The following is a 24878-nucleotide window of genomic DNA, read 5'->3' as shown; positions in this document are numbered from 1 at the left end:
GGCGGGGTGGGGGTTGGGTGACCTAACCTCGACGTGCACCACTAGCCGGTCCTTCCTGCGGAAATGTGCGTACATTTACGGTAGGAGATGACCGGACATTTGGCAAACCCTGGGAGGAACTGGGTGAACACGCGCAGGCTCGACCGGGCTGCCGGGGATCCGTTGTGGAAGCAGTTGCAGGCGGATCTGGTCCGGCGGCTGCGGTCCGGCGAGTTCGACGACGCGTTCCCGGGGGAGCTCGCGCTGGTCGACGAGTACGCGGTCAGCCGGCACACCGTCCGCCAGGCCCTCGGCCAGCTGCGCACCGACGGGCTGATCGTCGCCGAGCGCGGCCGCCAGCCCCGGGTCGCGACGGCGCCGGAGATCCGCCAGCCGATGGGCGCGCTCTACAGCCTGTTCTCGTCCGTCGAGGAGTCCGGCCTCCCGCAGCGCAGCGTCGTCCGCGCGCTCGACGTCCGCGCCGACGGTGTGGTCGCGGCCCGCCTCGACCTGGAGGAGTCCATCCCGCTCGTCTACCTCGAGCGCCTCCGGTACGCCGGTGACGAACCCCTCGCCCTGGACCGCGTCTGGCTCCCCGCGACCCTCGCCGAGCCACTTCTCGACGCCGACTTCACCCACACCAGCCTCTACAACGAGCTGGCCGAACGCACTGGCATCAACCTCGACCACGGCCGCGAAGACATCCGCGCCGTGAACCCCGCCCCCGCCGAACGCGCCCTCCTGCACTGCCCCGACGACGCCGCGGTGTTCTCGATCATCCGCCAGGGCAGCACCCAGAACCGCCCGGTCGAATGGCGCCACACGCTCGTCCGCGGCGACCGCTTCGCCTTGTCAGCTGAGTTCTCGGCGCACGCCGGCTACCGCCTGATGCCGGCCACCACCGCCCTCACCCAGGCGTGGTGACCCCCAACCGTTCCCGGAACGGATCATCCGACGGCAGCCAGCCCACCGCCGGGTCGAAGTCGATCGCCACATCCTGAGTCAACGCCTCAACAGCCGCGAGTACGGCGGGACGCGTCTCGGACCGCCGCGACACCAGGGCCCACGTCCACACCGGCACCGGATCGACCACGGGCCGGCGTACGAACTCTCGAGGCAACGGCGTCGCGTCGCGTTTGGGCGAGCTGATCACCGGGCGACCGAGTCGGCGTACGTGATCGTAGAAGGCGGGACCGGTGATGCCGTGGTCGTCGATCCGGACCACTGACGCACCGGTGGCCCGCGCGAACTCGATCGCGTAGATGTTCCACGACGCCCACGCCGCGGTGTCCGCATCCACCAGAACCACCGTGTCGGCCGCTCGTACCGGCGACTCGTCACGCCCCACCGCGAACAGCCGGTCCGCACCCAGCAGCTGACCGGACAGCTCCTGCTCGGCCAAGTCCGTCGCGCGCACCCAGCAGATCGCGAGATCGATGCTCCCGTCCGCGACCCGCCCGGCCTGCGTGTGCGACGGCATCACCCAGGCATCGACGAGCAACTGCGCCACCCCGGACACCCGCTCGGCCAGACCCGGCGGCCGCCAGCTGACATAGCCCAACCGCACCGGCTCACTCGCCGCGAACCCCCGAGCGGTACGCCGCAACGCGTCGGCCTGCTCCAGGAGCGCCCGCGTCTGCGGAAGCAACGTCTCGCCGTATGGCGTCAGCGTCACGGTCCGCCGATCGCGTTCGAACAGCCGCACGCCGAGGTCCCGCTCGAGCGACTTGATCTGCTGCGACAACGACGGCCCGGCGATGTGCAAGCGAGCCGCGGCCCGGCCGAAGTTCAGTTCCTCGGCGACCGCCACGAAGTACCGCAACTGCCGCAGCTCCACGGCCGAAGCCTAGTGTCCCGGCTCGGAACGCTAGTAGGCCGAGCCTCTCAGCTGGGAGCAAAGCGGTCGTGGAAAACCCCCAATGGTTCGACGAGTATCGAAGTACATCCACTCGAGAAAGTGAGAACCATGAACTCCCAGAAAGTCGCCGTGATCACCGGGGCCTCCCAGGGGATCGGCGCCGGCCTCGTCACGGCGTACCGCAAGCTCGGCTACGCCGTGGTCGCGAACTCGCGGACCATCCAGCGGTCCGACGACCCGTGGATACTGGCCGTCCCCGGCGACCTCGCCGAGCCCGGCGTCGGCACGACCGTGATCGAACAAGGCCTGGAAGCCTTCGGCCGGATCGACACCCTGGTCAACAACGCCGGCATCTTCGTCGCGAAGCCGTTCACCGAGTACACCGACGAGGACTACGCGCAGGTCGCCGGCCTCAACCTCCGGGGCTTCTTCGACACCACCCGGCGCGCGATCGCCGCGATGCTGGACAACGAGGACGGCGGGCACGTCGTCAACATCACCACCAGCTTCGCCGAGCACGCCTTCAGTTCCGTGCCCGCGGCCCTCGCGGCACTGACCAAGGGCGGCCTGAACTCGGTCACCAAGTCGCTCGCCACGGAGTACGCCACCCGCAACATCCGCGTGAACGCGGTGTCGCCCGGCGTCATCCGTACGCCGATGCATCCGCAGGAGACGCACGAGTTCCTGGCGGCCCTGCACCCGGTCGGCCGGCTCGGCGAGATCGACGAGATCGTCGACGCGGTCACGTACCTGGAGAGCGCGAAGTTCGTGACCGGCGAGGTACTGCACGTCGACGGCGGTCAGCAGGCAGGTCACTGACATGAAGCCTTGGCGTCTGGCGGGACAAGGCGCGGCGGCGCTGGCCGGCGGGATGGGGATCGGGCGGTTCGCGTACACCCCGATCCTGCCGCTGATGCACGCTCAGGCCGGCCTGACCCCGCGACTCGGAGCGGCACTCGCGACCGCCAACTACACCGGCTACCTCGCCGGTGCGGTGGCCGCGGTCGTCGCGCCGCGACTGGTCCACTCCCGCTGGACGCTGCGGCTGTCTCTACTGATCCTCACCGCGACCCTCGCACTGATGCCGGTGGGCCACAGCGGTCCGCTCTGGTTCGCCCTCCGACTGATCGCGGGGGTCGCGAGCGCGCTGGTGTTCGTGATCGCGGTGAGCGCCGTACTCCCCCGGCTGCGCAGTCACCACGTGGGCTGGACCTTCGGCGGCGTCGGCGCCGGTATCGCGCTCTCGGGCGCGGTGCTGATCGGCAGCAACTGGCGTACGGCGTGGTGGATCACGGCCGTACTGACCATCGCCTGCACGATCCCGGCCTGGCAGCTGACCGGATCGCCGGCTGCACGCACCCAAGGGGCCGGCGGCAGATCGCGGCACTTCACCGCACTCCTCACCAGCTACACCCTCGAAGGCATCGGCTACATCATCGCCGGCACCTTTTTGGTTGCCGCGATCAACGAAACCGCCTCCGGACCGGTCGGCAACGGCGCCTGGATCATCGTCGGCCTGGCAGCGTTACCGTCGACCGCGATCTGGGCCGCGCTCAGCCGGCGCTGGTCGCGCTCCAAGCTCCTGCTGATCGCGCTGCTCCTGCAGGCGATCGGGATCGCACTGCCCACCGTCGTGCACGGCGTCGCCGCCGGCCTGGTCTCCGCCGCGCTCTTCGGCGCGACGTTCCTCGGCGTCGCCAACCTCGCGCTCGCGATCGGCGCCGAACTCCAGGTCCCGCACGCGGTCGCCATCCTCACCACCGGCTACAGCCTCGGCCAGATCATCGGCCCGCTGGCGGTCGGCCCCCTACTCCACCATGGATACCACCAGGCGCTCCTGGTCAGCGCCGCCGTCGTAGCCCTCGCCGCGACTGCTGCACTGCTGGTCCGCCACCCCTCAAGGAGACTTGCATGAACGACATCCTCACCAGCGTCTTGGACCAATGGAAGTCCGGTGTCGACGCCCACGCTCCGGAACACGTCGCGGCCCTCTTCACCGAGGACGCGATCTTCCAGGGCCTGCACCCGTACGGCGTGGGCCGGGAAACCGTCCGCGAGTACTACGAATCGCAGCCGCTCGGGATGGCCGCGCAGTACCGGATCCTCGAGACCCGGCAGCTCTCGGACGACCTGATCCTCGGGTACCTGACCGTCGACTTCACCTTCACCGACCGGCCCACGTTGACCGTCAACCTGAGCGTGCTGCTCCGGCGGACCGGTGACGGTTGGCTGATCACCCACTACCAGGTCTCGAAGTTGTAGATACTGACCGCATGAGTGTCAAAGAGCTGCGGTTGGTCGTGACGGCGGAGGACTACGACGAGGCGGTGACGTTCTACCGCGACGTACTCGGGCTGCCCGAGCGGGCGTCGTACTCCTCGGAGAACGGGCGGGTGGTGATCCTCGAGGTCGAGCGGGCGACGCTGGAGATCGCGGACCCGGGGCAGGCCGAGTTCATCGACGAGGTCGAGGTCGGCCGACGGGTGGCCGGGAAGTACCGGGTGGCGTTCGAGGTCGAGGACTCGGCCGCGACCACGCAGCGGCTCGCCGACGCCGGCGCGACCGTCGTCGCGGCACCGACCCGGACGCCGTGGAACTCGCTGAACTCCCGCCTGGAGACACCCGGCGGCATCCAGCTCACGCTGTTCACCGAGCTTGACCTCAAGTGAACTGGAAGTGTTGAGGTAGCGCACATGTGGAACATCGAGAGCCTCGACCTGGACGCCTACCTCGCCCGGATCGGCCACGACCGGGTCGCCCCGTCCGCGGACGCATTACGCAGCCTGCATCGCGCGCACGTGCTCGCGATCCCGTTCGAGAACATCGACGTGATCCTCGGGACGCATCCGGGGATCACGCTCGACGCGATCCAGGCCAAGCTGGTCGGACGGCAGCGTGGCGGGTACTGCTACGAGCACGCCCTGCTGTTCGGCGCCGCGCTTGAGCAGCTCGGCTTCGACGTCGTACGGCGGGTCGCGCGGGTCCAACCACACAAGTCCGGCCCGCGGACGCACGCACTGCTGAAGGTCGGGGCCGACGGGCAGGAGTTCCTCGCGGACGTCGGGTTCGGCGCCGGTCAGCTCTACCCGACTCCGTTGAAGGACGGCGCGGTCATCGACCAGGCCGGCTGGGACCATCGCCTGACCCTCGACGGCGACCTGTGGACGTTGTCGAAGCAGACCGCGGACGGCTGGGTCCCGCAACACGCGTCCAACGACGAGCCGGTCCGCCCGATCGACTACGAGGTCTACCACCACTACGTCTCCACGCATCCGAACTCGCCGTTCACCGGCCGCCCCGTCGTGATGCGCGTCGCCGACGGCGTCGTACGACGACTGGTCGGTGACACTCTCACGGTCGAACACGCCGACGGCCGTACGACGGAACGCGCGGTCCCGCCGCGGGATCTTCCGGACGTGCTCGCCTCCCTCGATGTCGTCCTCAGCGAGGAAGAGATCGACCGCCTCGAACTCGTCTGACGGGGGGCTTCGGCCTCACGCTCCCTTGGGCAGCGTGAGGATCTCGGCGCCGTCCTCGGTGATGGCGATCGTGTGCTCGCTGTGCGCCGTCCGGCAGCCGGTCGCGCTGCGCAGCGTCCACCCGTCGTCATCGGTGACGAGCTCGGCGGTGTCGGCCATCACCCACGGCTCCAGGGCGAGCAACAGACCAGGACGCAACTTGTACCCACGGCCGGGTCGTCCGGTGTTCGACACGTGCGGGTCCTGGTGCATCGTCGAGCCGATGCCGTGACCACCGAACTCGACGTTGATCGAGTACCCCGCGTCGCTGAGGACCGTGCCGATCGCATGCGAGAGGTCGCCGATCCGAGCACCCGGCCCGGCGGCGGCAATGCCCGCGGCCAAGGCGCGCTCGGTCGCGGTGATCAGCGCGACGCTCTCCGCGGGCTTTGAGTCACCGACGATGAAGCTGATCGCGGAGTCCGCGGCGACGCCGCCCAGCAGGACGGCGAGGTCGAGACTCAGAAGGTCGCCGTCGGCAAGCTGGTAGTCGAACGGCAAGCCGTGCAGTACGGCGTCGTTGACCGCCGTGCAGATGTAGTGGCCGAACGGCCCGCGCCCGAAGGACGGCTCGTAGTCCACGTAGCAGGACTGCGCTCCGGCCTCGATGATCATCTCCTGGGCCCACCGGTCGATGTCCAGGAGGTTGGTGCCGACCGCGCTCCGGCTCTTCAGGGTCTGCAGGATGCCGGCGACCAGCGCGCCGGTGTCCTTCGCGCGGGCGACTTCGGAGGGGCTGAGGATCTCGATCATGCGGGCGTCCTTCTCGCGATACCAATAACTATACCGGCCATACACTATCCCGGTATTAGAATCGGTTCATGGTCAGGTTGCCGCTCACTCCCGCGGACGTCGAGCGCGGGCAACGCCTCGGCGCCCTGCTGCGCCGGGCGCGCGGGGAGCGATCGATGCTCGCGACCGCGCTCGACGCGCACGTCTCACCCGAGACCCTACGGAAGATCGAGTCCGGCCGGGTCGCGACGCCGGCCTTCTCGACCATCGCCGCGATCGCCGACGTTCTCGGCCTCTCCCTCGACGAGGTGTGGGCCGAGATCAACCCGCCCGACCGCGGCAAGGCACCGGCCCGTTCCGGTCACACCGCCCGCGAGCGGTTCGCCTCGTAGGTCTCGCTGCGGAAGGACGCCCCCAACTCGGGGCCGAGTCCGAAGTAGTGACGGAAGTTGTAGACGAGCGGCTCCCACGCCCGCGGGTCGACGTACGACGTCCCGGGGACGACGATCCGCTCGTCCGCGTGCACCCTCTGCACCCGGGCCTGCGCGATCAGGAAGTTGCCCTCAGCATCCAACTCCGAGTGCACGACCGACGCCTCGAACTGCAACGGACACTCGGCGACCCGCGGCGGTACGACGCACTCGGACGCGACCGGAGTGAGCCCGGCAGCGGCGAACTTCTCGCGCTCGTGCCGGAAACGCGCCCGTTTGTGGTCCGGCACCGGAGTACGCCCGGTCAGGTCGGCGATGCGTTCGACCGCCTCCCACTGCTCGGGCGACGGGTAGTTGATCACGACCTCGGGCCGGGCCCGCAGGTTGACGGCCGTCTGCCCGGACATTCCGACCCCGAGTACTACGACGTCCCCGAGTGCCCAAGCGGACGACATCGGTGCGAGGTTCACGGCGCCGTCCTCATTGCTCGTACTGAGCAGGGCGACGGGCGTACCGACGTACAGGATGGAAGGTTCGATCGTCAGGTGGGTCACGTCGATCGACGCTATGCACCGGACGGTTAGGTGGGTGCCGAACTGTCGCGGCGGCATGATGGGGGTATGACTGCCGAAGGTGTGGAGCTGGCCGGCTGGGCGCGAATGCTGGCCGACGGAACACGCGCGACGGTCTGTCTGGCACTGCTCGACGGGCGGGCGTGGACCGCGAGCGAACTGGCCAAGGTCGCGAAGGTGTCGAGGCCGACGATCAGCGAGCACCTCAACGTGCTGGTCACGGGTGGGCTGTTGACCGAGGTTCGCCAGGGGCGGCACCGGTACGTGCGACTTGCCGGACCGGACACTGCCGAGTTGATCGAAGGGCTTGCGGCGCTGGCGCCACGGCGTACCGAAGTCGCGAACAGTTTGTCGGCGGTGAGCAAGCGGGACGCGTTCGCGCGGGCCCGGACCTGCTACGACCACCTGGCCGGGAAGCTCGGCGTCGCACTGGCCGACGCGATGACCGAACGCGGCCTGATCGACTGGTCCGACGGGATCGCGATGACGCCGGAAGGCCAAGCCTGGTTGGAAGATCTCGGCATCACGGTCGAGGCGCGCCGCGGCCGGCCCGCCGTCCGATCCTGTCTGGACGTGACCGAGCGGCGGCCGCATATCGCCGGTGCGGTCGGCGCGGCGCTGTGTACGCACGCACTCCGGCACGGCTGGGTGACGCACATCCCGGGCGGTCGCGCGTTGAAGGTCGACGGCGCGGTACGGGAGTTCGGGTTGCCGATCGGCGTCGTCCGGACTCTGAGAAGTGCGTGAGGGAACACGCTCTCAGGAGGCGCTCAGCGGCGATTGCACCTAGCCTTCGGCCATGACTGAGTTCGAGCCCGGCACCGATCTGGTGTCCCGACTCCCTCTGCCCAGCCATGTGATCGTCCTTGCGGACGGCCAGTGGCGTCGCGGCTGGCTGATCGGCCGCGACCACGAGGAGTCGGGATGGACCGCTCTGGTGCAGTACGAGGGCGACGACGGACACGAGCGGACGGAACGCCTCCCGGCGGACCGGATCGCTCTCCCCGAGTCGAACGGCCCGACTGAGAAAGCGTCCTAGGGAGGGAACGCTTCAACGCGAAGGGCCCCCGGGTGGACATCACCGGGGGCCCTTCGCGTCGTAACGCTGCCTGGCGCCTCATGAGCATCGAGAACCTCGGCCCAGGCCCTTCGGGCGGACGACCTGGGACGAGATCCTCAGTGGCGTTACACACGGTGTATCGCCTGTGACGGCCCGAGTGTTACAGGTTTGCCCAAGTTTCTTACGAACCGATCACGGCGACGCGCTGCAGCCGAAGCACCCAGACGAACGGCGACCCCGGTGCACGTCCCTGAACACCGGGGTCTCGATCGGTGGCCTCTCGAGCGACCGCCGTTCTTGACCTCCCCAGTGCCCCGACCCGGCGTAGTCATGCGCTGTCAGAAATGAACGGCCAGCACTACTCGGCCGGTTTCCGAGCTGCGGATGTCCAGCGCCCGGATCTCACTGCGCTGCAACTTCGTGGTGGCCGCCGGTTTCACCGTGGTCCCGGGCGAGGAGGTCCAGCTCGCGATCAGCTGAACCTTGCCCGAGGCATCTGTGACGTACAACTCATACCCCCGCGTGCGTTCGCTCGGCGTCGCGAGTTCGTCGTACCGGCAGCTGATCTCGATCGTCGTGCCCCAGGCCTCCGGGACCAGGCGGGCGTCGGCGGAGAGCTTGCTGTTCACCGTCTGGGCCAGGACGACGTAATCGCCCTTCGGCTGGTCGCGGGTGAGTGGGATCGCGATCACCACACCGATCGCGGCGGCGGCGACCGCGATCCCGGTGGTCAGGGCACCGAAGCGCAGCCGCTGCTTACGGCGGTCGCGCTGGACGCTACGGGCCAGGCCGGGCAGCAGGTTCGGCGGGTCGACGGTGACGGTGGCCAGCGCCCGGTCGGCCGGCAGCGCGGCGAGCGCCCCGGGGACGCCGGCCAGGGACGCCACGTCGGCCGAGCACTCGGCACAGGTCTGCAGATGCTCCTCGTACGCGCGTCGGTCCGTCGTCGACAACGCGCCGAGCAGGTACGCCGCGTCCCACTCCCGGAACGGGTCATTCACTGACTCGTCACCCCCTTCTCCTGCAGCGCGAGCTTCAGCGCCCGCAGCCCGTAGTGCAGCCGCGACTTCACGGTGCCCGACGGGATGTCCAACTCCTCGGCGATATCGGTGACCGTACGGCGTCCGTAGTACGCGCGCACGATCACCTGCCGATGTTCCTCCGACAACTGCGCCAGCGACTCCGCCACCAGCCAGGCATCCAGTACGGCGTTCGCGTGGTCGGCGCTCGGGTTCTCGGGAAGGTCGTCACTGGCAACCTCCCGGCTGACCCGGGCACTGCGCCGGTCGTCGATGACCAGGTTGCGCGCCACCGTGAACAGCCAGGCCCGGGCCCCCGCCTCGTCCTCGGACAGGATGTGCGGCCGCCGCCACGCCCGGAGCAGGGTCTCCTGGACGACGTCCTCGGCGAGCCGGTCGTCACCGGTGAGCCGGACGACGAACCGCCACAGCGCGGGAGCGTGCACGTCGTGCAGCTCGCGCAGCAGCGCCGCCCGGTCATCGGCCATCGGCGCTCCTGCTCTGTCGGACATCCGGGATCAGTCGGTGGCCGCGGTCGCTCGTACGGGTTCCTTGGCTGCCCGCTCCACCGACCAGGCACCGTTGCCCAGGAAAGCGATCAGCAGGAAGGCGAAGCAGAACAGCGCCGCCTTCTCGCCACCATTCTGCACAGGTAGCAAAGCAGACTCCTGATGCACGGTGAAGTACGCGAACGCCATCGAGCCCGAACACAGCAGCGCGGCGTACCGGGTGCCGAGCCCGATCATCACCAGCGCACCGCCGACGGCCTGGATCAGCGACGCCCACCAGGACGGCCAGACGAGCAGCCCGACCTGCTCGGTCCCGAGGACGCCGAACAACGCGGCCGCGCCGTGGGTCGCGAACAGGAACCCGACGACGATCCGGAAGACACCGGTCACTTCTCTCTGAAAACGCTCCAGCACCTGCACAGGGCCTCACTCCTTGGGGCGGTTGTGGTCTGTGCTTGGTTCGAACGATTGAACGCTCCACTTGGTTCAACGCTGCGTGATGCGAAGATCACACTCCGAATCGATTGTCTTCCGGGTGGCGAATTGGTACCCGCGCGCCGCGACGAGCAGCCCGGCGCCCCAGACGACGTACGCCGGGACCGCGACCCAAAAGAAGCTGTCCGGGAGACCCACGTCGCCGTAGACCGGTTCACCCTGGAGCGCGGCGACGACCATCTGGATCAGACCGACACCGAAGTACGCCGTCATGCCGACGCCGATCGTGAACCCGGGAAGGAGCAGCAACCACCGCGGGAACCGGCGGCCGATCGGATGCGCGAGGAGAAACGGCAGAACTGTCCCGACCATCAGGAACCCGCCTTCGAACAGCATCAGCGACAAGTTGCCGCCGTGCGGCGTCTGGTTGAAGCCGACGGCTGCTTGAGCGGCCAGCCTGGTCAGGCAGCCGACCGCCGCTGCGACCGCGCCGGCTGACGAAAGCCAACTGGGCCAGGGCTTGGGGATCGGCTGATGGGCTCTGGCCGTGAGGGCGAGGAGGACGGCGCCGGCGACGGCGGCTAGGCGGGTGAGCATTCCGAGCGGATCGAAGGGAATGCCCAGACCCGGCAGAATCGCGGCGACGACATCGAGGAGCAGGAATCCGGCGGCTGCGACCCAGGCCGCGGCGAGTGCCCAGAGCAACTTTGGGTGGATCTTCAGTACGGCCACTGCGGTGATCAGGCAAGCGGCGACGGCTGCCCAGTTCGGGATCAGCAGATCGTCACCGGGCAACTTCCACCCGGGCGCATGACCCGTCGCGAACCAGACCCGCAGACCGCCGTACGCGATCGCCCATGCCAGCACTGCTCGCCTCATGCGGACAGTCTGTTGAGCCATGGCGGCGGCCGGATCACCCGCGGGAGGGAACGGGCTCCATCGTCAGCGTGACGCGGGCAGTCAGCGTGACGCGTGCAGGTTGTGCAGGATGCGGATGAACGTCTTGCGGTCGGCTGCCGAGAGCGAGTCGAGGACGCTCTCCTCGCGCGACTGGATGTCCTTGCGGACGGCACGGCGCACCCGGCGGCCTTGGGTGGTGATCGAGAGCAGCCGGACGCGGCGGTCGTCGGGGTCGGGGGTGCGGTCGATCAGGCCGGCCTTCTGCAGCTCGTCGAGGGTGCCGATGATGCGGGACTTGTCCGCACCGATCGCCTCGGCGAGGGCGGCCTGGGTGCGGACCGGGGTCTCGTCCAGCGCAGTGAGCACCGAGTAGCCCCACATCGACACCTCGTGCGCGGCGAGCACCGGCATCTCGAGCGCGATCAGCTCCCGCACCAGCGGATACAGCATCGCTGCCAGATCGGGACGCTCGGTGGCCATGTTCGAAAAGGTAGCACTGGCGCAATCATATGCTGACACTTACGATAAGCGCATGCCTACTATTGACTACATCGCACTCGACGCCGAAGCCGTCCGCGTCAGCATCGACATCGCCGGCACCGCGACCACCGCCGACCTCGCCCGGCCGACCCCGTGCCGGGCCTGGACCCTGTACGGCCTGCTCGCCCACATGGCCACCCAGCACTACGGCTTCGCCGCCGCATCCCGCGGCGAGTCCGACCCCGCGATCTGGAAACTCCGCGACCTCGGCGACGACCCGGTCAAGGCGTACATCGCGTCCGCCGAACACGTCCTCGACGCCTTTGCCCAACCCGGTGTAGCGGACCGCACGTTCACGCTCGCCGAGTTCGGCCCCGACGCAGCGTTCCCCGGCCCCCAGGCCGTCAGCTTCCACTTCATCGACTACATCGTCCACAGCTGGGACGTCGCGGCCGCCCTCGGCACGACGGTCTCCTTCACCCCCGAAACCCTCGAGGCCGCCGAAGCCGTAGCCCAGGTCGTCCCCACCGGCGAGGTCCGCACCACCCCAGGTACGCCGTTCGCCCCCGCCATCCCGTGGTCCGGCCCCGACCCCCTCGCCCGCATCCTCACCCACCTCGGCCGCAACCCCACCTGGCCGAACTGAGCCCAGCCCTACCCGATCAGCCCTACCCGATCAGCCCTACCCGATCAGCCCTACTCGATCAGCCCTACTCGATCAGCCCTACTCGATCAGCCCTACTCGATCAGCCGTGCCCGATCACGCGTGCCGGGACGGCGCGGGCCTGGTCGGCGACCAGGCTGCGGCGGAAGTCGACCTTGGCTGCGACGCTGCGCGGGCCGCGACTCCAGAGTGGCCCGCGACGACGTTCCGCGGCGGCGACCAGGTCGGCCGCGATGTCGACCAACTGGTCCCCGGTGCTTGCCGCCAGCCGGATCTGCGCCAGCGAGTACGGGCTGTACCGATTGCCGGTGACCTGCTGGATCTTGGCCGCGATCAAGGCGGCGCGTTCCGCCTCGACACTCGGCCGGATCGGGCGGTTCGCATCCCAGGTCTGGTCCGTCAGGTTGCGTCCGTTGAGCGGGTCGTGGTGCAGGACCGAGGCGCTCATGGGGATGTTCATCGGACCGCCACGTCGCAGATGGGGATCGACACCTAGCTCGTGCGAGGCATCGGCGTACTCCGAGAGCGTGCTCGAGATGGCGAGCAGGACTTCGGTGAGCTGGCTGAGGTCGGTCGGTTGGTGCGTGTCGTAGCGCTTCAGGACGCGTTGGTGTTCGGCGTCCAGGTCTTCGAGGCGGGCCAGCAGCCGGCTGAGCTCGGTGGACGGGTGGTCGTCGCGGCGCTCGGACTCGATGAACCGGCCGAGGTCGGTCGTCGGGGCAGGTCGGCTGCGCGGCGGCAAGCCGTGGACGACGTCCTCGAGGCGGGCCACCCGGAAGGCGGCGTCGGTGGCCGCGGCCTGCTCCCGATCGAGTTGGGTGGCGGCGCGTCGCTCGGCCGCGCGATCCCGCTCGTCGAAGTCCGCCCTGACCCCCATCCGGCGCCGCAGGTACTTCGCGTAATAGCTGAACGGCAGGGACGCGGCGGTGATTGCGGCGAACCCGAGGTACGAGGGATCGACGTGGAAGCGGAACACCATCAGTGCGGACAGTCCGACACCGGCGGCGGCGATCGAGGCGGCACCGACGGCGTACCACCGCCGGTTCGTGGTGGCTTCGCGTTCGGGGTGGACGACTGGCGACCAGGGCCGCAGCGACGGAATGCCGATCGTGCCGAGTGACGGATTCGCCAGCAGGGCATCCAGTCGGGCGAGGACGGGGTCGGCCGTCTGCTCGACGCGCTTCTGGACCTCGGTGCGCAAGAGCTCCAGCCAGTTGTGCATGCGGCGGTCGAAGGCGTGCCGGTTCGCCTGGGCGTGGAAGTACTCGACGACGCCGGAGACGACACTGGTCGCGCCGACCCGGAGCACCGCTTCCAGCAGAGTGGCGGTGGAGGTGGCGAGCTGATGCTTCGCGGCGAGGCCGACTGCCCGGTAGACCATCGGCACGACGCCCAGCAGCACCTCACGAAAGGCGAACGGTAGCTTGCCTGGGACGACGCCGCGGCCGAGATGATCTTCGAACGGGGCCACGGCGAGCGACGGCAGCTGGATCGCGGAGTCGCCGTACTGCTTGCCCAGGGCCTGCAGCCGGACGAGTTCGTCGGCGGCGCGACGGAGCTCGCCGATGAACTGCCGCCGGCTGCGGTGGTAGAAGTCGCGGATCCGGCGCTCGTCGTCCAACCTCGCCTGGATCCGGGCGAAGGCATACTGCGCGGAGCCGAAGACACCGGCGGCCAACCCGATCCCGGCCGCGAAGACCATCGGCGACAGGTGCAGCGGCGACGCGACCACCACGATCGGCGCCGCTGCGACGGCGACCGAGATCGTGCTCTGCGCCGCGAAGGTCCACCACGGCACCACCGACGGTGGCGCCTCCACCGCGGGCGGCGTCACTTCGGGCCGCGGCGCGTCCGGTTGATCTGTCGGGATCACCTGTCCGGTGTGTTCGGCGGCCGAGGCGAGGACTCGCCGGCCCGCGGTGCGGATCTCGCGGTCGATCTCTGCTCGGCGGATGGATTGGAAACGTTCGATCTGTTCCTGGCGGTAGTTCCTCCGGGCCGTGATCACGAGGTCCTCGAGCACGGCGACGTACCGGCTGAGGGCCGCGCGCAACGGAACGGCGATCGCTCCGCCGACGAAGATCGTGGTGGCGAGCAAGCCGCCGTCCTGTTGTCCGGCGATGACGAGCGCCGTCGCAGTACTGGCCGGCATGATCTCCGCGAAGGTGAAGCACATCTCGGCACCCAGATCCGGGAGCCATTGGCCGGCGAAGCGATTCATCCGCTGGAGCATCCCTGGTTCGATCTCGGCCACGGCGGTCGCGAGATCGTGCGGGAGCGCCGCCCGGAGATCGTCGTGGTCGATCACGCCGAGCGCATCCGCCATCTCGGCGAACTGCCGCGCGGCCCGGCGACGCTGCCGCCAGGACTCGGCGTTCTGCCACTGGTCGACGAGTCCGCGCAGCCTGTCGAACAACCCAGCTACAGCGTGCTGATCGGCCTGCTGGGGCGTGAACTGGGCCGGAGTCAGGTTCCCGAGCGCAGCGGCGGCGGCCGGTCCGTGCGCCGTGACGAGCGATTTGAGGACGGGCATGTCGCGCAGCGTCTTCTCTCGGCTCGCGGACTCCCCCGGACCGACAGCGACGTCCGGCTGGTTCGCGAAATGCTGGAACAGCCTGTGCAGGAAGCGATCCACGGTCGGATCCGAAGCAACCTTCGCGCGGGCTCCGCCGGGCAACTCCTTCGTCCCGAGGAGCCCGGGCTTCGTCGCCCGGTCCTCCTGTTTGTCGACCCAGGGCACGAGGGTGTCTGCGACCCAGGCGCGGACACGACTGCGGTGCAGGACCTCCTCGACCCGCAGTTGCAGACCGATCGGCAGCGGCGGCCCCTGCCGCTTACTCATGTGATCGAGTAGCAGACGCAACTCCTTCCGAAGCCGGTACGGCGACCCGCCGCCCTCGATCTGCTGGACCAGGTAACCGACCTCGGCCTCTCGTCCGGCTCGTTCCTGGTCGTCGGACGACTGCCCGCCGTACGCCGCCATCACGGCGGCGACCGCATGGGCGATCGCTCGCCCGGCGACCTCGTCACTGGCCTGCGGCGAGAGCGTGATCCGGGCCCAGTCGCCCTCCCGAGCGGTCCGTTCCCAGCGAACCGGGCCCGCGTCGGTAAAGGTGCCGGACACGTCCAGGTCGATCGTGATCTTCTCCCCAGCGCGCAGGGTGATCGTGATCTGTTTCCCGGAAAGGCCGATCGCCAGCACGTCGGCACGAATCGTTCTGACCGCCCTGGCGATTTGCGGGAGCGCATGGTGGACAGCGGCGCGTACCGCGGGCTCGTCCGGCGTACCGCGCCCGTCGCCACGGAACTCGCTGCGGTGAATGCTGCCAGCACCTCCGCGAGGCTGGTCCTGATGCTCGCGGAACAGCCGGGAACGTTCCGGGAGACTGTCGTTGACGACCGGCCGGTTGGCGCGGACGGCTCGGAGGAGGAGGCGGAGGATCCGGTACACCGGGGCCAGCTCGTGTTTGTGGCGGGCGATCTCCAGCGTTTCGTTGTCAATGGCACCGACATGGACGAGGAGGGGTCCGATCCGCGTCGCGAGCAAGGCGTTGAAGACCCCGACGATGCGTCGCGGCACGCCGTCCTCCACCACGCGAGCGAGGAACTCCTCGTCACGGACATCACTCGGCTGATCGACGTACAACTCGTCGATCTCGGCGGAGAGCTCCGGGAGCAGGGCGCGGAGCCGGTGGACGATGGCGAGCAGATCGGCCCGTGTCCGCGCGCTGAACAGGTGCCAGGCGTAGTGCCCGATCACCTCGTGCCACACGGTCGCGGCGACATCCGCCGGCGACGTGTGATTCCGCGCGGGCAGATAGACCACGCCGATACCGTTGTCCATCCGGAAGTACCCGGGTCGCGGGGCGGTCGTCGGCGGGATGCCGTACTTGTCAGCGAGCTCGTCGTTGTTCGCCGCGACCACGAACCTCAGCGTGATGTTGTCAGGTAGCCGCAGGCGGGCCCGTACGGCGTCCAGCGCTTGCTGTACCGCGTCCACGGTCAGCCCGCCGTCATCGGCCGTCAGCCCGCCCACGTCGACGGGGTCCGCCAGCCGGCGTTCGCGATCCCGAGCCCGGCGCGCGTTCTCGATGGCGGCTGCGATCAGTCGGTCGCGGATGTTCCGGCTCTCCTCGCTGAGTCCGCGCGCGGCGAGGTACTCGTGGAACATCGGATCGTCGACGAACGGCAGGACGTCCTCACAGTCGATGACCCGGAAGTTCCCGTTGTCGGGGTCGATCAGCGGCTGCAGTTCGCCGTCGGAGTCGTAAGCTGCTTTGCCCAGTCGGCGCAGGTACTGGTGCAGTTGCAGCACGGTATTGAACGTGACGGCCTCGCGAGCGCGCGTGTACTCGGCGGCCGCGGCCGGATCGGACGGCGCGGAATCGTGCACCATGGCGCCCTGCACCCGCCCCATGGCCGGTCCGATGTACGTTTTGTCGCCGATCCTTGCCCGGACCAGCCCGTACGGCGTCGGCCCGTAGCCGGTCCCCGCCGCGGCGACGAGTCCGTTGAACTCCTGAGCGATCAGCTTGCGCAGTCGGTCGCCTTCCGGACCGACGCCTTCGGGGAACAGCTTGGTGATCCACTCGACGCCGTCCCGGACGATCGCGTACACGCCGGCGTGCTCGTCCAGCGTGGACACCTTGCCGCGGCGGCCGCTGACACTCATCTTCTCCGGCAGCGACGTGAGTTCGCCCAGGTCCGTGGCGTCGTCCCAGGAGTGCGACGCCCAGCCCTCCACGTCCTGCTCCTGCGGCGAGCCGAGCACCTGTGCCCCGAGCTCGATCGCTCGGTCGAAGAGCGCGTTGTAGTCGTTCCACCCTTCGATCTCGGCGAGCAGTTCCGCGGGCCCGAGCTCACGCAGCCCCGGGCTCTCCAGCACGACCCGCAACCCTTCGACCAGCACCGGGTCGTCGCCGGCCAACCGCAGGATAGCTTCCCGAATCCGCAGTTGCTCGGCCGCGGACAAGCCCTGGTACGCCGCAACACCTCGCAACACAGCGGGCACCACATCGTCCTCGCGCGGCCCGGGAGCCTCGTCCGACGGACCCCGGAGCCTGGCCCTCCCCGAGTCGTCCACACCCGACGACGGCCGGCGACGGATGATGCGAGGCGGGGACTTGGGGGGAGCTGCGTTCGGCGCGGAGGTGTTCGGCGCGGAGGTGTTCGGCGCGGAGGTGTTCGGCGCGGAGGTGTTCGGCGCGGAGGTGTTCGGCGCGGAGGTGTTCGGCGCGGAGGTGCTGGGCGCGGAGGTGCTGGGCGTGGTGGTGCTGGGCGTTGTGTTGTCGAGTTGGGTTTCGGCCCAGGTGAGCCAGGCGTTGAGGGTGGTCAGTGCAGGGTCCTGCGGGCCCGTGACGGGGCGGGTGCCGTCCACGTCGTACGCGCGGAGGCGGCCGTCGGGGGTGCTGGCGAACTGCAGGTCGCCCGGGAGGACATGGTTCTCGAGGGCGAAGGCGCGGAGGGCTCGGAGGCTGTCGACGGTTGCCTGGGTGGTCAGGCCGGGACGGGTGACGCGTGAGTCCGGGTCGGGCGCTTCCTCGTCGAGGATCTCGTGGCTGCTGGCCTCGAAGCGGTCGACCACGATCGCGTCGCGACCGAACAAGGTGATGTGGGCGTGGATCGGCGCGATCACGTCCTCACCGCCGGGGAGGGCGCGGAGCTTGTTGGTCTGGTCGATCTCGGCAGCGAGGGAGACGCCGGGGTGGGCGACCAGGACGACCTTGTCGAAGAACGCGAACGCGGTCTTCGAACGCCCGGCCCCCAGGCGCGGCCCGAGGTTTGCCTCACTCACCTCGACCTCGATCCCGTGCGCCGACGTGGCGCGCGGTTTGCGGACCAGCTTGCCGTCCTCCGGCACGACGACACCGTCGGGCCGCGCCGCACGGTCGTCGGTGGGGGTGAGTACCTCGGTTCCGTCCGAGGACCGGAGTACGACGTCCTGACCGGTGATGTCGGCGAGCTTCTGGGCCAGGGCGGTGGCGGCCGCACTCCGCTGGTCGACGACGATCTCCGGGTTCGCGCGACGCGCGAGGGTGGCGAGCTCGTGCGGGGTGACCGCACGATCGCCGTACAGCAGGTGATTGTCATCGGCAACGAAAGCCCGGTCCCGTCCGCCGGGGAGCTGCGGATGTACGCCGCCACGCCGCAGGCCGGCGAAGGCGCGGCGGACCCGGGACGGGCGAGCAGGCCCAGCCGGGTCCAGCTCGGGTGCGCCACCGCGGACAACGCTCGCACCGCCCCCGTCTGTGGAGGTACCTGCAGTCGGCGGCGCGACCGGAGCGACCGGGGGCGGCGCAGGTGAGGCCTGGGCTGCGAGAACTGGCGCGACGTCGATCGGCTGATCGGTCGACGTTGGTGTCTGCGCGGATGGGGCGGACTGCGCGAGAGCTGCGGCAGGTTGCGGTGACGCGGTATCCGGCGAGCTCGGGGCGGCCGCCGGTGGGGCGGCCTCTGCCGACTGGGCGGTCTGAGCCGACGGGCTGCCTTGGACCGACGGATCCGCAGGAAGCGACGGGTCGGAGGACCGTGAAGCTGGGCTGGAAGGGCTAGAAGCGGTTGGCTCGGTGACCTCGGTGGCCTCGGTGACTTCGTGGTCGGTGTTGTCACCCGGGCCGTTGTCCGCCGGCGGCGTAGATTGTCCTGCAGGGTCGCGGCGGAGGGCTTGCTCCTGCTCGGTACGGGATTGCTGGGAGACGGAAGCGGCCACGCCGACCTGGGCCGATGCGCGGCCGGCGGCCGTCCACGGAGTGGTTGAGGTCAAAGGAGCCACAGCGGACTGACCAACCGTGCCCACCGCTGAAACCTGGGATGCCGCCTGCGACGAGTTCTGGGCAGCGTTCTGGCCGAGGTTCGCAGCGGCGTTGTGGGCAAGGCCGGGTGCGGTCTCCTGGGAGAGGTCCGCCGTCGTGCTGTGGTTGACGGACGGGGATTGGAGCACGCCGCCATCGGGACCTGCCGGTGGGTGCCCGCCGGGCAGGGCCGAGATGAGTTTGTGGCCGACGTACTCGCCGACCGCCTCTCCGATGGATTCGAGCGGGCCGTGCACATCACTGGCCGTGGAACCGCGGGCGGCCCCGTGGGCGCCGGCGATCCAGGCGTCCTGCAGAGACGGGGTGTGCCAGCCCTCGCCGAAACCCAGCGACGTGAGTGAGCTCGCCAGCGGTGAGGTGATCGCGTTGTTTCCGAACGTTCGCGCCAGTTTCCCGATCGGCACCTTCGCTAGGCCGATCCCGAGACCGTGCGACAGGGGTACGCCGACCACAGCACCCGCCGCGGTCATCGCCGTACCCCGCCAATCCCAGTCGTGCGTCATGACGAACCGCTGCTGGGAGTCCAACTGGGGTTGGCCGTCGCTGTTGACGGCGAGTCGGCGGTCCTGGCCGGTCAGCTTGCCCCACCAGCCTGCCACCGCGTGCGGGATGAGCTCGTCGGCGAGCTCACCGCCGACGACGCCCAGTACCTTGGGTACCATCTCGCGACTGAAGACGAACTTGGTGGTCTGCTTGGTGCCGGCCGTCAGCATTTCGAGCAGCATCTTCTGCTGCAGCTTCCGCGCCTCCCGGTTCACCAGCTTCTTCAGCATCAGCAGCAGCAGCTGTTTGACGCCTTCCTGCCCGATCTTGCGAATCAGCGTGCCGAGGATCGGCCCGACCCCGGCGAGGATCGTGATCCAGCTGACGATGCCGATGATCAGCAGCTCGCGTTTGGTCCGGACGACGGTGTCCCCCATCGTCCGGAGGAACTCGGCCACGTATCCCGCCGAGTCGGCGAGTGTCGCCGGACCCTGGAAATCCTTGTTGCGCGCATACCGTTTCAGGAAGTCCTCGAGTGCCGCTCCGGCTTCTCCGTGGTACGCCGCCCCGAACCCGTTCGCGGCGGTGTCGATCCGGCCCGGCAGCGCCTCGGTCAGGTACTTCTTGCACAGGTCGTACTGGTCCGCGAGCGCATAGAGCTTGTCCTCATCGGCCTGCGGCTCGTACCCGCCTTCCAGGATCGCCTTCAGCCACCCCGGCAGATGCCAGCCCACTGTCAGGCCTCCGGAGTAGGCGTCATCGCCCAGCCCTCGGCGGTCCGGGTGAGTCCGAGCGCCGTCCCCTGGACCTGCCGGGACGCGTCGTCGTCGGTCGCCTTCGCGTTCTGGCCGCACGCCGACATCTGGTCACCGCGGCCGACCAGGTGGGTCTCGATCGCCTTGCCGAACGCCGCGAACGTGTCGGCATGGCTGTTCACCCAGCCGCTGCTGATCTGCTGGCCGTAGTCGTCGTGCCCGGCGGCCGCCTCGATCACCTCCTTGGTCAACCCGCCCAGCAGGCGCCACAGCTCGCGACCCGCGTCGTACCCGGTGGTCCGGCAGATATCAGCCGCCCGCGCCACCCCGAGCTGATCGACCTCGATCCGGTCAGTCATCGAAGGTCTCCCGGAAGGTGTCGTACGCCGTGGTCATCTTGGCGGCTGCGGCGGCGTGGGCCTGGCCGAGGGTCGCGACAACCGTCGCGGCGAGCTGTTGTGGGTCCTGGTCGCGGTAGATGCCGGGGTCGAACTCGATCGCACGGATCTCGCCCCGGCCGGTCACCGTGACCTTGACGAGGCGGTCAGGTGACACCGCGGACGCGACGGTCTCGTCGAAGGCACGGTCCAGCACGCCCGCCGCATCGGTCAGCTGCTCGAGGCCGCTGTCCAGGCCGAGCGCCGCCATTTCCTTGGCCAGGTTGAGCTCTGTCTCACCCGCGGTGAACTTCGACATGTCCATGATCGACACCTCCGAGTACCTAGCGTCGGTGCTCGGTGACGTGCCGGTCAGTCCTTGGCCACAAGGGGTCAGAACCGGTGGCCAGATCTGGCCCCGCCGTAGCGTCCGGATCGTGATGACTGTCAGAGCAGCAGCCGCGACCGTCGCCCTCGGGGCGCTGGCCGCCACCACGTCACCCGCATCGGCGGCTCCGCCGGCCGGACAGTGCCGGACCGCCGAGGCCGGTGGGCAGCCGATCAGCAAGATGCCCTGGGCAACCACCTGGCTGGCGCCCGAACGGGCTTGGCCGATCAGCACCGGCAAGGGCGTCACCGTCGCGGTGATCGACTCCGGCGTCGACGCGGACCACCCACAACTCCGGGAGCCGGGCGCGGTGCTGCCCGGCGAGGACGTCCTGACCCCCGGTGACAGACGGGCCGACTTCGACTGCGTCTCGCACGGTACGGCGGTGGCGAGCATCATCGCCGCGCGACCGGTCGCCGGGATCGGGTTCCGCGGGATCGCGCCGGGCGCGCGGATCCTGCCGATCCGGGTCAGCGAACGCGACGCCAGCGAGCAGCAGGGCGAAGCGGTGAACGCGACGGTGTTCGCCGGCGCCATCCGGTACGCCGTCGACGCGGGCGCCACCGTCATCAACATCTCGCTGTCGCTGTACGTGGACCAGAAACCCGTCCGCGACGCCGTCCGCTACGCCCAGCGCCACGACGCCCTGATCGTCGCCGCGGCCGGCAACGCCCACGGTCAACAGGGCGAGGATCCGGTCACGTACCCCGCGGCATACCCGGGTGTGCTCGGCGTCGGTGCGACGACGATCGACGGCAGCCGACTCTCGAGCTCGCAGGTCGGGTCGTACGTCGACATCTCGGCGCCCGGTGGCGGGGTACTGGCGGCGACCCGCGTCAGCGGCCACCGCTACTACGACGGCACCAGCTTCGCGACCGGCTTCGTCAGCGGTACGGCGGCCCTCGTCCGCTCGGCCGATCCGATGCTCCCCGCGACAGCGGTCGCCGCCCGGCTGATCGCCACCGCAACGCCTGCGCCCGGTCCGACGGACCAGTACGGCGCCGGGGTCGTGAACCCGTACCGCGCTGTGGAAGACGTCCTCAGTAGCGCGAAACCCGCAGTACTCCCGCCGGTGAAGCCCACGAAGGTGGACCCGGCGGCGGAGCGTCGTACCGCCGCGTGGAGCGACGCCGGCCGTGAGGGTCGCCGGATCGCCTTGCTGGCAGGGCTTTGCGCCCTGCTGGTGGTGCTCGCCGCGTTCGTCGTACCGCTTGGGCGTCGCCGCGGCTGGCGCAGCCACTGAACCACAGAACAGCCCGGCCCTCCTTTCGAGGGGCCGGGCTGTTCTTCTTTGGTCCGTCAGGCCTGGATCGAGATGGCGGCCGCGCGGTCGGTGCTGCGCATCCGCAGCATCGAGTCCTCGACTGCGGTGCCCCGACGACTCAGCAGCTGGTTCAGCTCCCCGGCTGCCTGGGCCCACAGCCGCTGCACCTGCTGGACCTGGGGTGCCGCTTCGTCGCTCGTCCAGGTGTGCAGCAGCGCGTTCATGGCGGCCTCGAACTGAGTCTTCAGCTCGGTCGCCTCCTTGCTGGCGGAGGCCATGTCGACCGAGGCCTGCAGCATCGCGCCGAACGGGTAGTTGATGCGTTCACCGGGCATGAGTGGGTTCCCTTCTCAGAGGACGGTCGCGTCGAGGACGGGGACGTTGGCGGCCTGGTTCAGCGCGACCTGGCCCTCGTCGTCCGCGGACTGGTACTTGCTCTTGGCATCACCGATGCCGTCCGCCAACTGGTGCAGGCGGTTGCAGAGCTTGGTCATCGCGTCGAGATGGCCGCGATGGCCCTGCCAGAAGGCGTTCTTGATCATTCCGTCCATCGGGACCAGAACGCCCATCGCGTTGTCGAGCCTGACCATCACGGTCTTCAGGTTGTCGCCGATCGCGGCCGCGTCCCGCGCGGTCTGCTGCATGCGAGCGTATTCGGTCTCCACACCGGCCATGGTGTGTCCTCCTCTACTGGGTTGCCGGCGCGTGATCACCGGTCGATGTCACGCTAGGTCTGGGATCCGCGCCCTCCGGACGCGTTCCGGTTACGGCCACGGAATGGCCAGTTGTGCGATCAGGGCTTCCACAGCTCCTCGTCCAGCACCTCGTCACCGCCGGTACGGCGGGCACGCGCGGGACGACTGCGCTTACGCAGCGGCGGCGCCCCGGACGGTGTCCGTCGTTCGCCGTTGGTCCGGCCCTGGAGATCGGACTGCACGCCTTGGCGGCGCAGTCGCTCGGCGGCCGTGGACTCGGTCGGCACGGTGAAGCCTGATTTGGACGGCGCCGAGCCTGGCCGGATCTCGCTGCGTGCGGCAGCGCCGGCGCCGGCGCCCGCACCGGCGCCGTTCATCGGTGGGTACATCGGCGAGGACGCCGACTGCGTGCCCGTCGACGGACCCGTCGATGTCTTGCCGGACAGCGACGGTTCGGCTCCGGTCTCGCCCGCAGTGGTTGCCGATCGCAACGACGACGCGCCGCGGTCCGGCGTACCCGTGCTGCTGGTCGGAAGGTTGGTGTGACCTGCGCCGATCCCGCCGCCCAATGGCATGCCGATCGACGGCAGGCCACCGCCGCCTCCCCCTCCACCGCCTGTCGTGGGAGTGAAGTGGGTTGGGGTGAAGGTAGGCGGTGTCGTGCTGGCGCCACCGGCGAGCGCGGGTTCGTCGGACAGCGGACCGTGGGGTGTCACGCTGCTCAGGTCCGGCGTGGTCGCCGTCGACGTGTCCCCGCCGGCCAGGTCCTTCCCGTGCTGCAAGAGGGTCACCCACTTGTCGAGGTTCTCCGGAACCTTCCCGATCAGGTCCGTGCCCTTGCTGATCACGTCGATGACCTTCCCGGCCTCGTCCCACGGATCCTTGGCCTCCGGCGCCTTCGGCGACGCGGGATCGGCCGCAGGCGCCACCGCGGGAGTCTGGCCCGGGACACCGCCGGCGTCACCCGGCTGGGGGCCGCCGGCACTGGGATCTGCCTTCGCGTCCGGGTCGTCGGCGGCCTGCTGATCGCCACGGCTTGGTGCCATCGGGCCGCCGTACTTGCTCTGGGGAACGGGGAGGATACGCCCCATCGCCTGCTGCATCTCCGACGAGAGCACTCCCATCATGTTGGCCGCGATGGCCGTGATGTCGTCCATCTCGTGCTGCGCGGCCTTGCCCTCGTTGGCATCCATCGCTGACATCAACCGGCGTTCGGCGTCCTGGTACGGCCCTGTCAGGCCGCCGACGACGGCTTGCGTGTCGCGGATGGTGCAGCCGATGCTCGACAACTGGGTGCCGACCCGCTCGACGAACGGCCGCCAGGCGTCCACCGATGTCTTGCTGGCGGTGACTTCGTTCGCGATGCTGTCGAACGTCAGGCTCTCGTGGAAGAGCCGCGTGTTGTTCCAGGCGTGCTGGAGGTTGTCCTGCGTCGTCTGGAGGTCGGTCGCCAGCACCGACCAGGTTTCACCCGCCTGCAGCCAACCGCTCGCGTTGAGCCCGGCGAGCTGACGGACCATTTCCGCCATCGAAGTCTTGCTGTAGTCAGCCATCGTGCGCTCCTAGGGAGTGGGGGCCTTGGGCGGCTCGGCAGGATCTGTCCAGCCGCCGCCGGTGCGGACCTGACCGAGCTGATCCGCGACGATGTCCACAGCGTGCTGGTCCGTGGTCTGAAAGCGGCCGGCGGCGACCTGGTCGGTGGTCTCGAACGCGTCAGCGGCGTTTCGGGCGACGGTGCCGAAGGCGTCGATACCGCGCCCCAGGTCGAGGCCGAAGCCGGCTACCTGCGGAGCCCATTGCTTGACGAACTCGCGCAGCTTGTCGGCGTCCGGCATCCCGCCGCCCAGCTCGAAACCTGGCAGCGCCTGGGCGAGCGGGGCGAAGTTCGCGGGATGCAGCATCGCCGAGAAGTCCCGTAGTTCCTGCGGTGAGACCTGGACCATCTGT

At 69.3% G+C, this 24878-nt stretch carries 26 protein-coding genes; 11 read left to right on the top strand and 15 right to left on the bottom strand.

Annotated features, from left to right (window positions below; translation table 11 throughout):
• The first annotated feature begins 123 nt into the window (after positions 1–123).
• Complete coding sequence (locus tag ACWGID_RS16470) at positions 124–903, top strand: GntR family transcriptional regulator (RefSeq protein WP_452197318.1); 780 nt, start codon at positions 124–126, stop codon at positions 901–903.
• Here the strand turns inward: ACWGID_RS16470 and ACWGID_RS16465 are convergent.
• Positions 887–1816, bottom strand: coding sequence for a LysR family transcriptional regulator (locus tag ACWGID_RS16465; RefSeq protein WP_452197317.1), 930 nt, complete (start codon positions 1814–1816; stop codon positions 887–889). The two genes, ACWGID_RS16470 and ACWGID_RS16465, sit on opposite strands and share 17 nt — an antisense overlap.
• 129 nt (positions 1817–1945) lie before the next feature.
• Between ACWGID_RS16465 and ACWGID_RS16460 the strand changes: the two genes are divergently transcribed.
• Genes ACWGID_RS16460 through ACWGID_RS16440 form a run of 5 tightly spaced genes read left to right on the top strand, consistent with a single transcriptional unit; the run spans position 1946 to position 5316 of the window.
• Positions 1946–2656 carry an SDR family NAD(P)-dependent oxidoreductase gene (locus ACWGID_RS16460; protein ID WP_452197316.1) on the top strand — a complete coding sequence of 237 codons (711 nt, stop codon included), beginning with the start codon at positions 1946–1948 and terminating at the stop codon, positions 2654–2656.
• Position 2657: 1 nt separating this feature from the next.
• Positions 2658–3752: a YbfB/YjiJ family MFS transporter gene (locus ACWGID_RS16455; RefSeq protein ID WP_452197315.1), complete on the top strand. Its 1095-nt coding sequence runs from the start codon at positions 2658–2660 to the stop codon at positions 3750–3752.
• Complete coding sequence (locus ACWGID_RS16450; protein WP_452197314.1) at positions 3749–4099, top strand: SgcJ/EcaC family oxidoreductase; 351 nt, start codon at positions 3749–3751, stop codon at positions 4097–4099. The genes ACWGID_RS16455 and ACWGID_RS16450 overlap by 4 nt, the downstream gene beginning before the upstream one ends.
• 11 nt (positions 4100–4110) lie before the next feature.
• Positions 4111–4506 carry a VOC family protein gene (locus ACWGID_RS16445; protein WP_452197313.1) on the top strand — a complete coding sequence of 132 codons (396 nt, stop codon included), beginning with the start codon at positions 4111–4113 and terminating at the stop codon, positions 4504–4506.
• Between the two features lie 24 nt (positions 4507–4530).
• Positions 4531–5316: an arylamine N-acetyltransferase family protein gene (locus ACWGID_RS16440; protein ID WP_452197312.1), complete on the top strand. Its 786-nt coding sequence runs from the start codon at positions 4531–4533 to the stop codon at positions 5314–5316.
• Positions 5317–5331: 15 nt separating this feature from the next.
• Here ACWGID_RS16440 and map read toward each other — a convergent pair whose 3' ends face one another.
• Positions 5332–6108, bottom strand: a complete 777-nt coding sequence (gene map, locus ACWGID_RS16435) for a type I methionyl aminopeptidase (protein WP_452197311.1) — start codon at positions 6106–6108, stop codon at positions 5332–5334.
• A gap of 68 nt (positions 6109–6176) precedes the next feature.
• Here map and ACWGID_RS16430 point away from each other — a divergent pair, with 68 nt between their 5' ends.
• The gene (locus ACWGID_RS16430) at positions 6177–6479 is read left to right on the top strand and encodes a helix-turn-helix domain-containing protein (RefSeq protein ID WP_452197310.1); all 303 of its coding nucleotides are present in this window, start codon (positions 6177–6179) and stop codon (positions 6477–6479) included.
• On the opposite strand, the gene ACWGID_RS16425 is transcribed toward ACWGID_RS16430, so the two are convergent.
• Entirely contained in the window at positions 6449–7129 is a 681-nt protein-coding gene (locus ACWGID_RS16425; protein WP_452197309.1) for a flavin reductase family protein, read from the bottom strand. The genes ACWGID_RS16430 and ACWGID_RS16425 overlap by 31 nt on opposite strands.
• 9 nt (positions 7130–7138) lie before the next feature.
• Between ACWGID_RS16425 and ACWGID_RS16420 the strand changes: the two genes are divergently transcribed.
• Positions 7139–7837, top strand: coding sequence for an ArsR/SmtB family transcription factor (locus ACWGID_RS16420; protein ID WP_452197308.1), 699 nt, complete (start codon positions 7139–7141; stop codon positions 7835–7837).
• 52 nt (positions 7838–7889) lie between these two features.
• Positions 7890–8129, top strand: a complete 240-nt coding sequence (locus ACWGID_RS16415; protein ID WP_452197307.1) for a hypothetical protein — start codon at positions 7890–7892, stop codon at positions 8127–8129.
• Positions 8130–8488: 359 nt separating this feature from the next.
• Here the strand turns inward: ACWGID_RS16415 and ACWGID_RS16410 are convergent, their stop codons facing one another.
• The 5 genes from ACWGID_RS16410 to ACWGID_RS16390 all read right to left on the bottom strand — a co-directional run bounded on the left by ACWGID_RS16410 (position 8489) and on the right by ACWGID_RS16390 (position 11493).
• The gene (locus ACWGID_RS16410) at positions 8489–9151 is read right to left on the bottom strand and encodes an anti-sigma factor family protein (RefSeq protein ID WP_452197306.1); all 663 of its coding nucleotides are present in this window, start codon (positions 9149–9151) and stop codon (positions 8489–8491) included.
• Complete coding sequence (locus ACWGID_RS16405) at positions 9148–9657, bottom strand: sigma-70 family RNA polymerase sigma factor (RefSeq protein WP_452197305.1); 510 nt, start codon at positions 9655–9657, stop codon at positions 9148–9150. The genes ACWGID_RS16410 and ACWGID_RS16405 overlap by 4 nt, the downstream gene beginning before the upstream one ends.
• Positions 9658–9687: 30 nt before the next feature.
• Positions 9688–10098, bottom strand: coding sequence for a DoxX family protein (locus ACWGID_RS16400; RefSeq protein ID WP_452197304.1), 411 nt, complete (start codon positions 10096–10098; stop codon positions 9688–9690).
• 66 nt (positions 10099–10164) lie between these two features.
• Positions 10165–10992, bottom strand: coding sequence for a hypothetical protein (locus ACWGID_RS16395; protein WP_452197303.1), 828 nt, complete (start codon positions 10990–10992; stop codon positions 10165–10167).
• 81 nt (positions 10993–11073) lie between these two features.
• Positions 11074–11493 (bottom strand): MarR family winged helix-turn-helix transcriptional regulator, encoded by a 420-nt coding sequence (locus ACWGID_RS16390; protein WP_452197302.1) that lies wholly within the window; start codon positions 11491–11493, stop codon positions 11074–11076.
• 52 nt (positions 11494–11545) lie between these two features.
• Here ACWGID_RS16390 and ACWGID_RS16385 point away from each other — a divergent pair, with 52 nt between their 5' ends.
• Complete coding sequence (locus ACWGID_RS16385) at positions 11546–12139, top strand: TIGR03086 family metal-binding protein (protein WP_452197301.1); 594 nt, start codon at positions 11546–11548, stop codon at positions 12137–12139.
• A gap of 100 nt (positions 12140–12239) precedes the next feature.
• Here the strand turns inward: ACWGID_RS16385 and ACWGID_RS16380 are convergent, their stop codons facing one another.
• Genes ACWGID_RS16380 through ACWGID_RS16370 form a run of 3 tightly spaced genes read right to left on the bottom strand, consistent with a single transcriptional unit; the run spans position 12240 to position 20909 of the window.
• The gene (locus ACWGID_RS16380; protein WP_452197300.1) at positions 12240–20186 is read right to left on the bottom strand and encodes a WXG100-like domain-containing protein; all 7947 of its coding nucleotides are present in this window, start codon (positions 20184–20186) and stop codon (positions 12240–12242) included.
• A 2-nt stretch (positions 20187–20188) separates the two neighbouring features.
• Entirely contained in the window at positions 20189–20566 is a 378-nt protein-coding gene (locus ACWGID_RS16375) for a hypothetical protein (RefSeq protein ID WP_452197299.1), read from the bottom strand.
• Positions 20559–20909 carry a YbaB/EbfC family nucleoid-associated protein gene (locus ACWGID_RS16370; RefSeq protein WP_452197298.1) on the bottom strand — a complete coding sequence of 117 codons (351 nt, stop codon included), beginning with the start codon at positions 20907–20909 and terminating at the stop codon, positions 20559–20561. Before ACWGID_RS16370 ends, ACWGID_RS16375 begins: the two co-directional genes overlap by 8 nt.
• A 115-nt stretch (positions 20910–21024) precedes the next feature.
• On the opposite strand from ACWGID_RS16370, the gene mycP reads away from it, so the two are divergent.
• Positions 21025–22215 carry a type VII secretion-associated serine protease mycosin gene (gene mycP, locus ACWGID_RS16365; protein WP_452197367.1) on the top strand — a complete coding sequence of 397 codons (1191 nt, stop codon included), beginning with the start codon at positions 21025–21027 and terminating at the stop codon, positions 22213–22215.
• Between the two features lie 56 nt (positions 22216–22271).
• Here the strand turns inward: mycP and ACWGID_RS16360 are convergent, their stop codons facing one another.
• The 4 genes from ACWGID_RS16360 to ACWGID_RS16345 all read right to left on the bottom strand — a co-directional run bounded on the left by ACWGID_RS16360 (position 22272) and on the right by ACWGID_RS16345 (position 24874).
• Complete coding sequence (locus ACWGID_RS16360) at positions 22272–22571, bottom strand: WXG100 family type VII secretion target (RefSeq protein WP_452197297.1); 300 nt, start codon at positions 22569–22571, stop codon at positions 22272–22274.
• Between the two features lie 15 nt (positions 22572–22586).
• A complete protein-coding gene (locus tag ACWGID_RS16355; protein WP_452197296.1) occupies positions 22587–22901 on the bottom strand; it encodes a WXG100 family type VII secretion target in 315 nt (104 codons plus the stop codon).
• 128 nt (positions 22902–23029) lie between these two features.
• Entirely contained in the window at positions 23030–24484 is a 1455-nt protein-coding gene (locus ACWGID_RS16350) for a hypothetical protein (RefSeq protein WP_452197295.1), read from the bottom strand.
• 9 nt (positions 24485–24493) lie between these two features.
• Positions 24494–24874: a hypothetical protein gene (locus ACWGID_RS16345; protein WP_452197294.1), complete on the bottom strand. Its 381-nt coding sequence runs from the start codon at positions 24872–24874 to the stop codon at positions 24494–24496.
• Positions 24875–24878: the final 4 nt, after the last annotated feature.

This window comes from Kribbella sp. NPDC054772, from assembly GCF_053611945.1.
This window is presented reverse-complemented; position numbering and strand designations above follow the sequence as displayed.

What these genes read in the sequence shown, in the direction of transcription:
- ACWGID_RS16460 (WP_452197316.1), top strand. Translation starts at nt 1,946, where the DNA reads ATGAACTCCCAGAAAGTCGCCGTGATCACCGGGGCCTCCCAGGGGATC.
- ACWGID_RS16455 (WP_452197315.1), top strand. Translation starts at nt 2,658, where the DNA reads ATGAAGCCTTGGCGTCTGGCGGGACAAGGCGCGGCGGCGCTGGCCGGC.
- ACWGID_RS16450 (WP_452197314.1), top strand. Translation starts at nt 3,749, where the DNA reads ATGAACGACATCCTCACCAGCGTCTTGGACCAATGGAAGTCCGGTGTC.
- ACWGID_RS16445 (WP_452197313.1), top strand. Translation starts at nt 4,111, where the DNA reads ATGAGTGTCAAAGAGCTGCGGTTGGTCGTGACGGCGGAGGACTACGAC.
- ACWGID_RS16440 (WP_452197312.1), top strand. Translation starts at nt 4,531, where the DNA reads ATGTGGAACATCGAGAGCCTCGACCTGGACGCCTACCTCGCCCGGATC.
- map (WP_452197311.1), bottom strand. Translation starts at nt 6,108, where the DNA reads ATGATCGAGATCCTCAGCCCCTCCGAAGTCGCCCGCGCGAAGGACACC.
- ACWGID_RS16430 (WP_452197310.1), top strand. Translation starts at nt 6,177, where the DNA reads ATGGTCAGGTTGCCGCTCACTCCCGCGGACGTCGAGCGCGGGCAACGC.
- ACWGID_RS16425 (WP_452197309.1), bottom strand. Translation starts at nt 7,129, where the DNA reads ATGCCGCCGCGACAGTTCGGCACCCACCTAACCGTCCGGTGCATAGCG.
- ACWGID_RS16420 (WP_452197308.1), top strand. Translation starts at nt 7,139, where the DNA reads ATGACTGCCGAAGGTGTGGAGCTGGCCGGCTGGGCGCGAATGCTGGCC.
- ACWGID_RS16415 (WP_452197307.1), top strand. Translation starts at nt 7,890, where the DNA reads ATGACTGAGTTCGAGCCCGGCACCGATCTGGTGTCCCGACTCCCTCTG.
- ACWGID_RS16405 (WP_452197305.1), bottom strand. Translation starts at nt 9,657, where the DNA reads ATGGCCGATGACCGGGCGGCGCTGCTGCGCGAGCTGCACGACGTGCAC.
- ACWGID_RS16395 (WP_452197303.1), bottom strand. Translation starts at nt 10,992, where the DNA reads ATGAGGCGAGCAGTGCTGGCATGGGCGATCGCGTACGGCGGTCTGCGG.
- ACWGID_RS16390 (WP_452197302.1), bottom strand. Translation starts at nt 11,493, where the DNA reads ATGGCCACCGAGCGTCCCGATCTGGCAGCGATGCTGTATCCGCTGGTG.
- ACWGID_RS16385 (WP_452197301.1), top strand. Translation starts at nt 11,546, where the DNA reads ATGCCTACTATTGACTACATCGCACTCGACGCCGAAGCCGTCCGCGTC.
- ACWGID_RS16375 (WP_452197299.1), bottom strand. Translation starts at nt 20,566, where the DNA reads ATGACTGACCGGATCGAGGTCGATCAGCTCGGGGTGGCGCGGGCGGCT.
- ACWGID_RS16370 (WP_452197298.1), bottom strand. Translation starts at nt 20,909, where the DNA reads ATGGACATGTCGAAGTTCACCGCGGGTGAGACAGAGCTCAACCTGGCC.
- mycP (WP_452197367.1), top strand. Translation starts at nt 21,025, where the DNA reads ATGACTGTCAGAGCAGCAGCCGCGACCGTCGCCCTCGGGGCGCTGGCC.
- ACWGID_RS16360 (WP_452197297.1), bottom strand. Translation starts at nt 22,571, where the DNA reads ATGCCCGGTGAACGCATCAACTACCCGTTCGGCGCGATGCTGCAGGCC.
- ACWGID_RS16350 (WP_452197295.1), bottom strand. Translation starts at nt 24,484, where the DNA reads ATGGCTGACTACAGCAAGACTTCGATGGCGGAAATGGTCCGTCAGCTC.
- ACWGID_RS16345 (WP_452197294.1), bottom strand. Translation starts at nt 24,874, where the DNA reads ATGGTCCAGGTCTCACCGCAGGAACTACGGGACTTCTCGGCGATGCTG.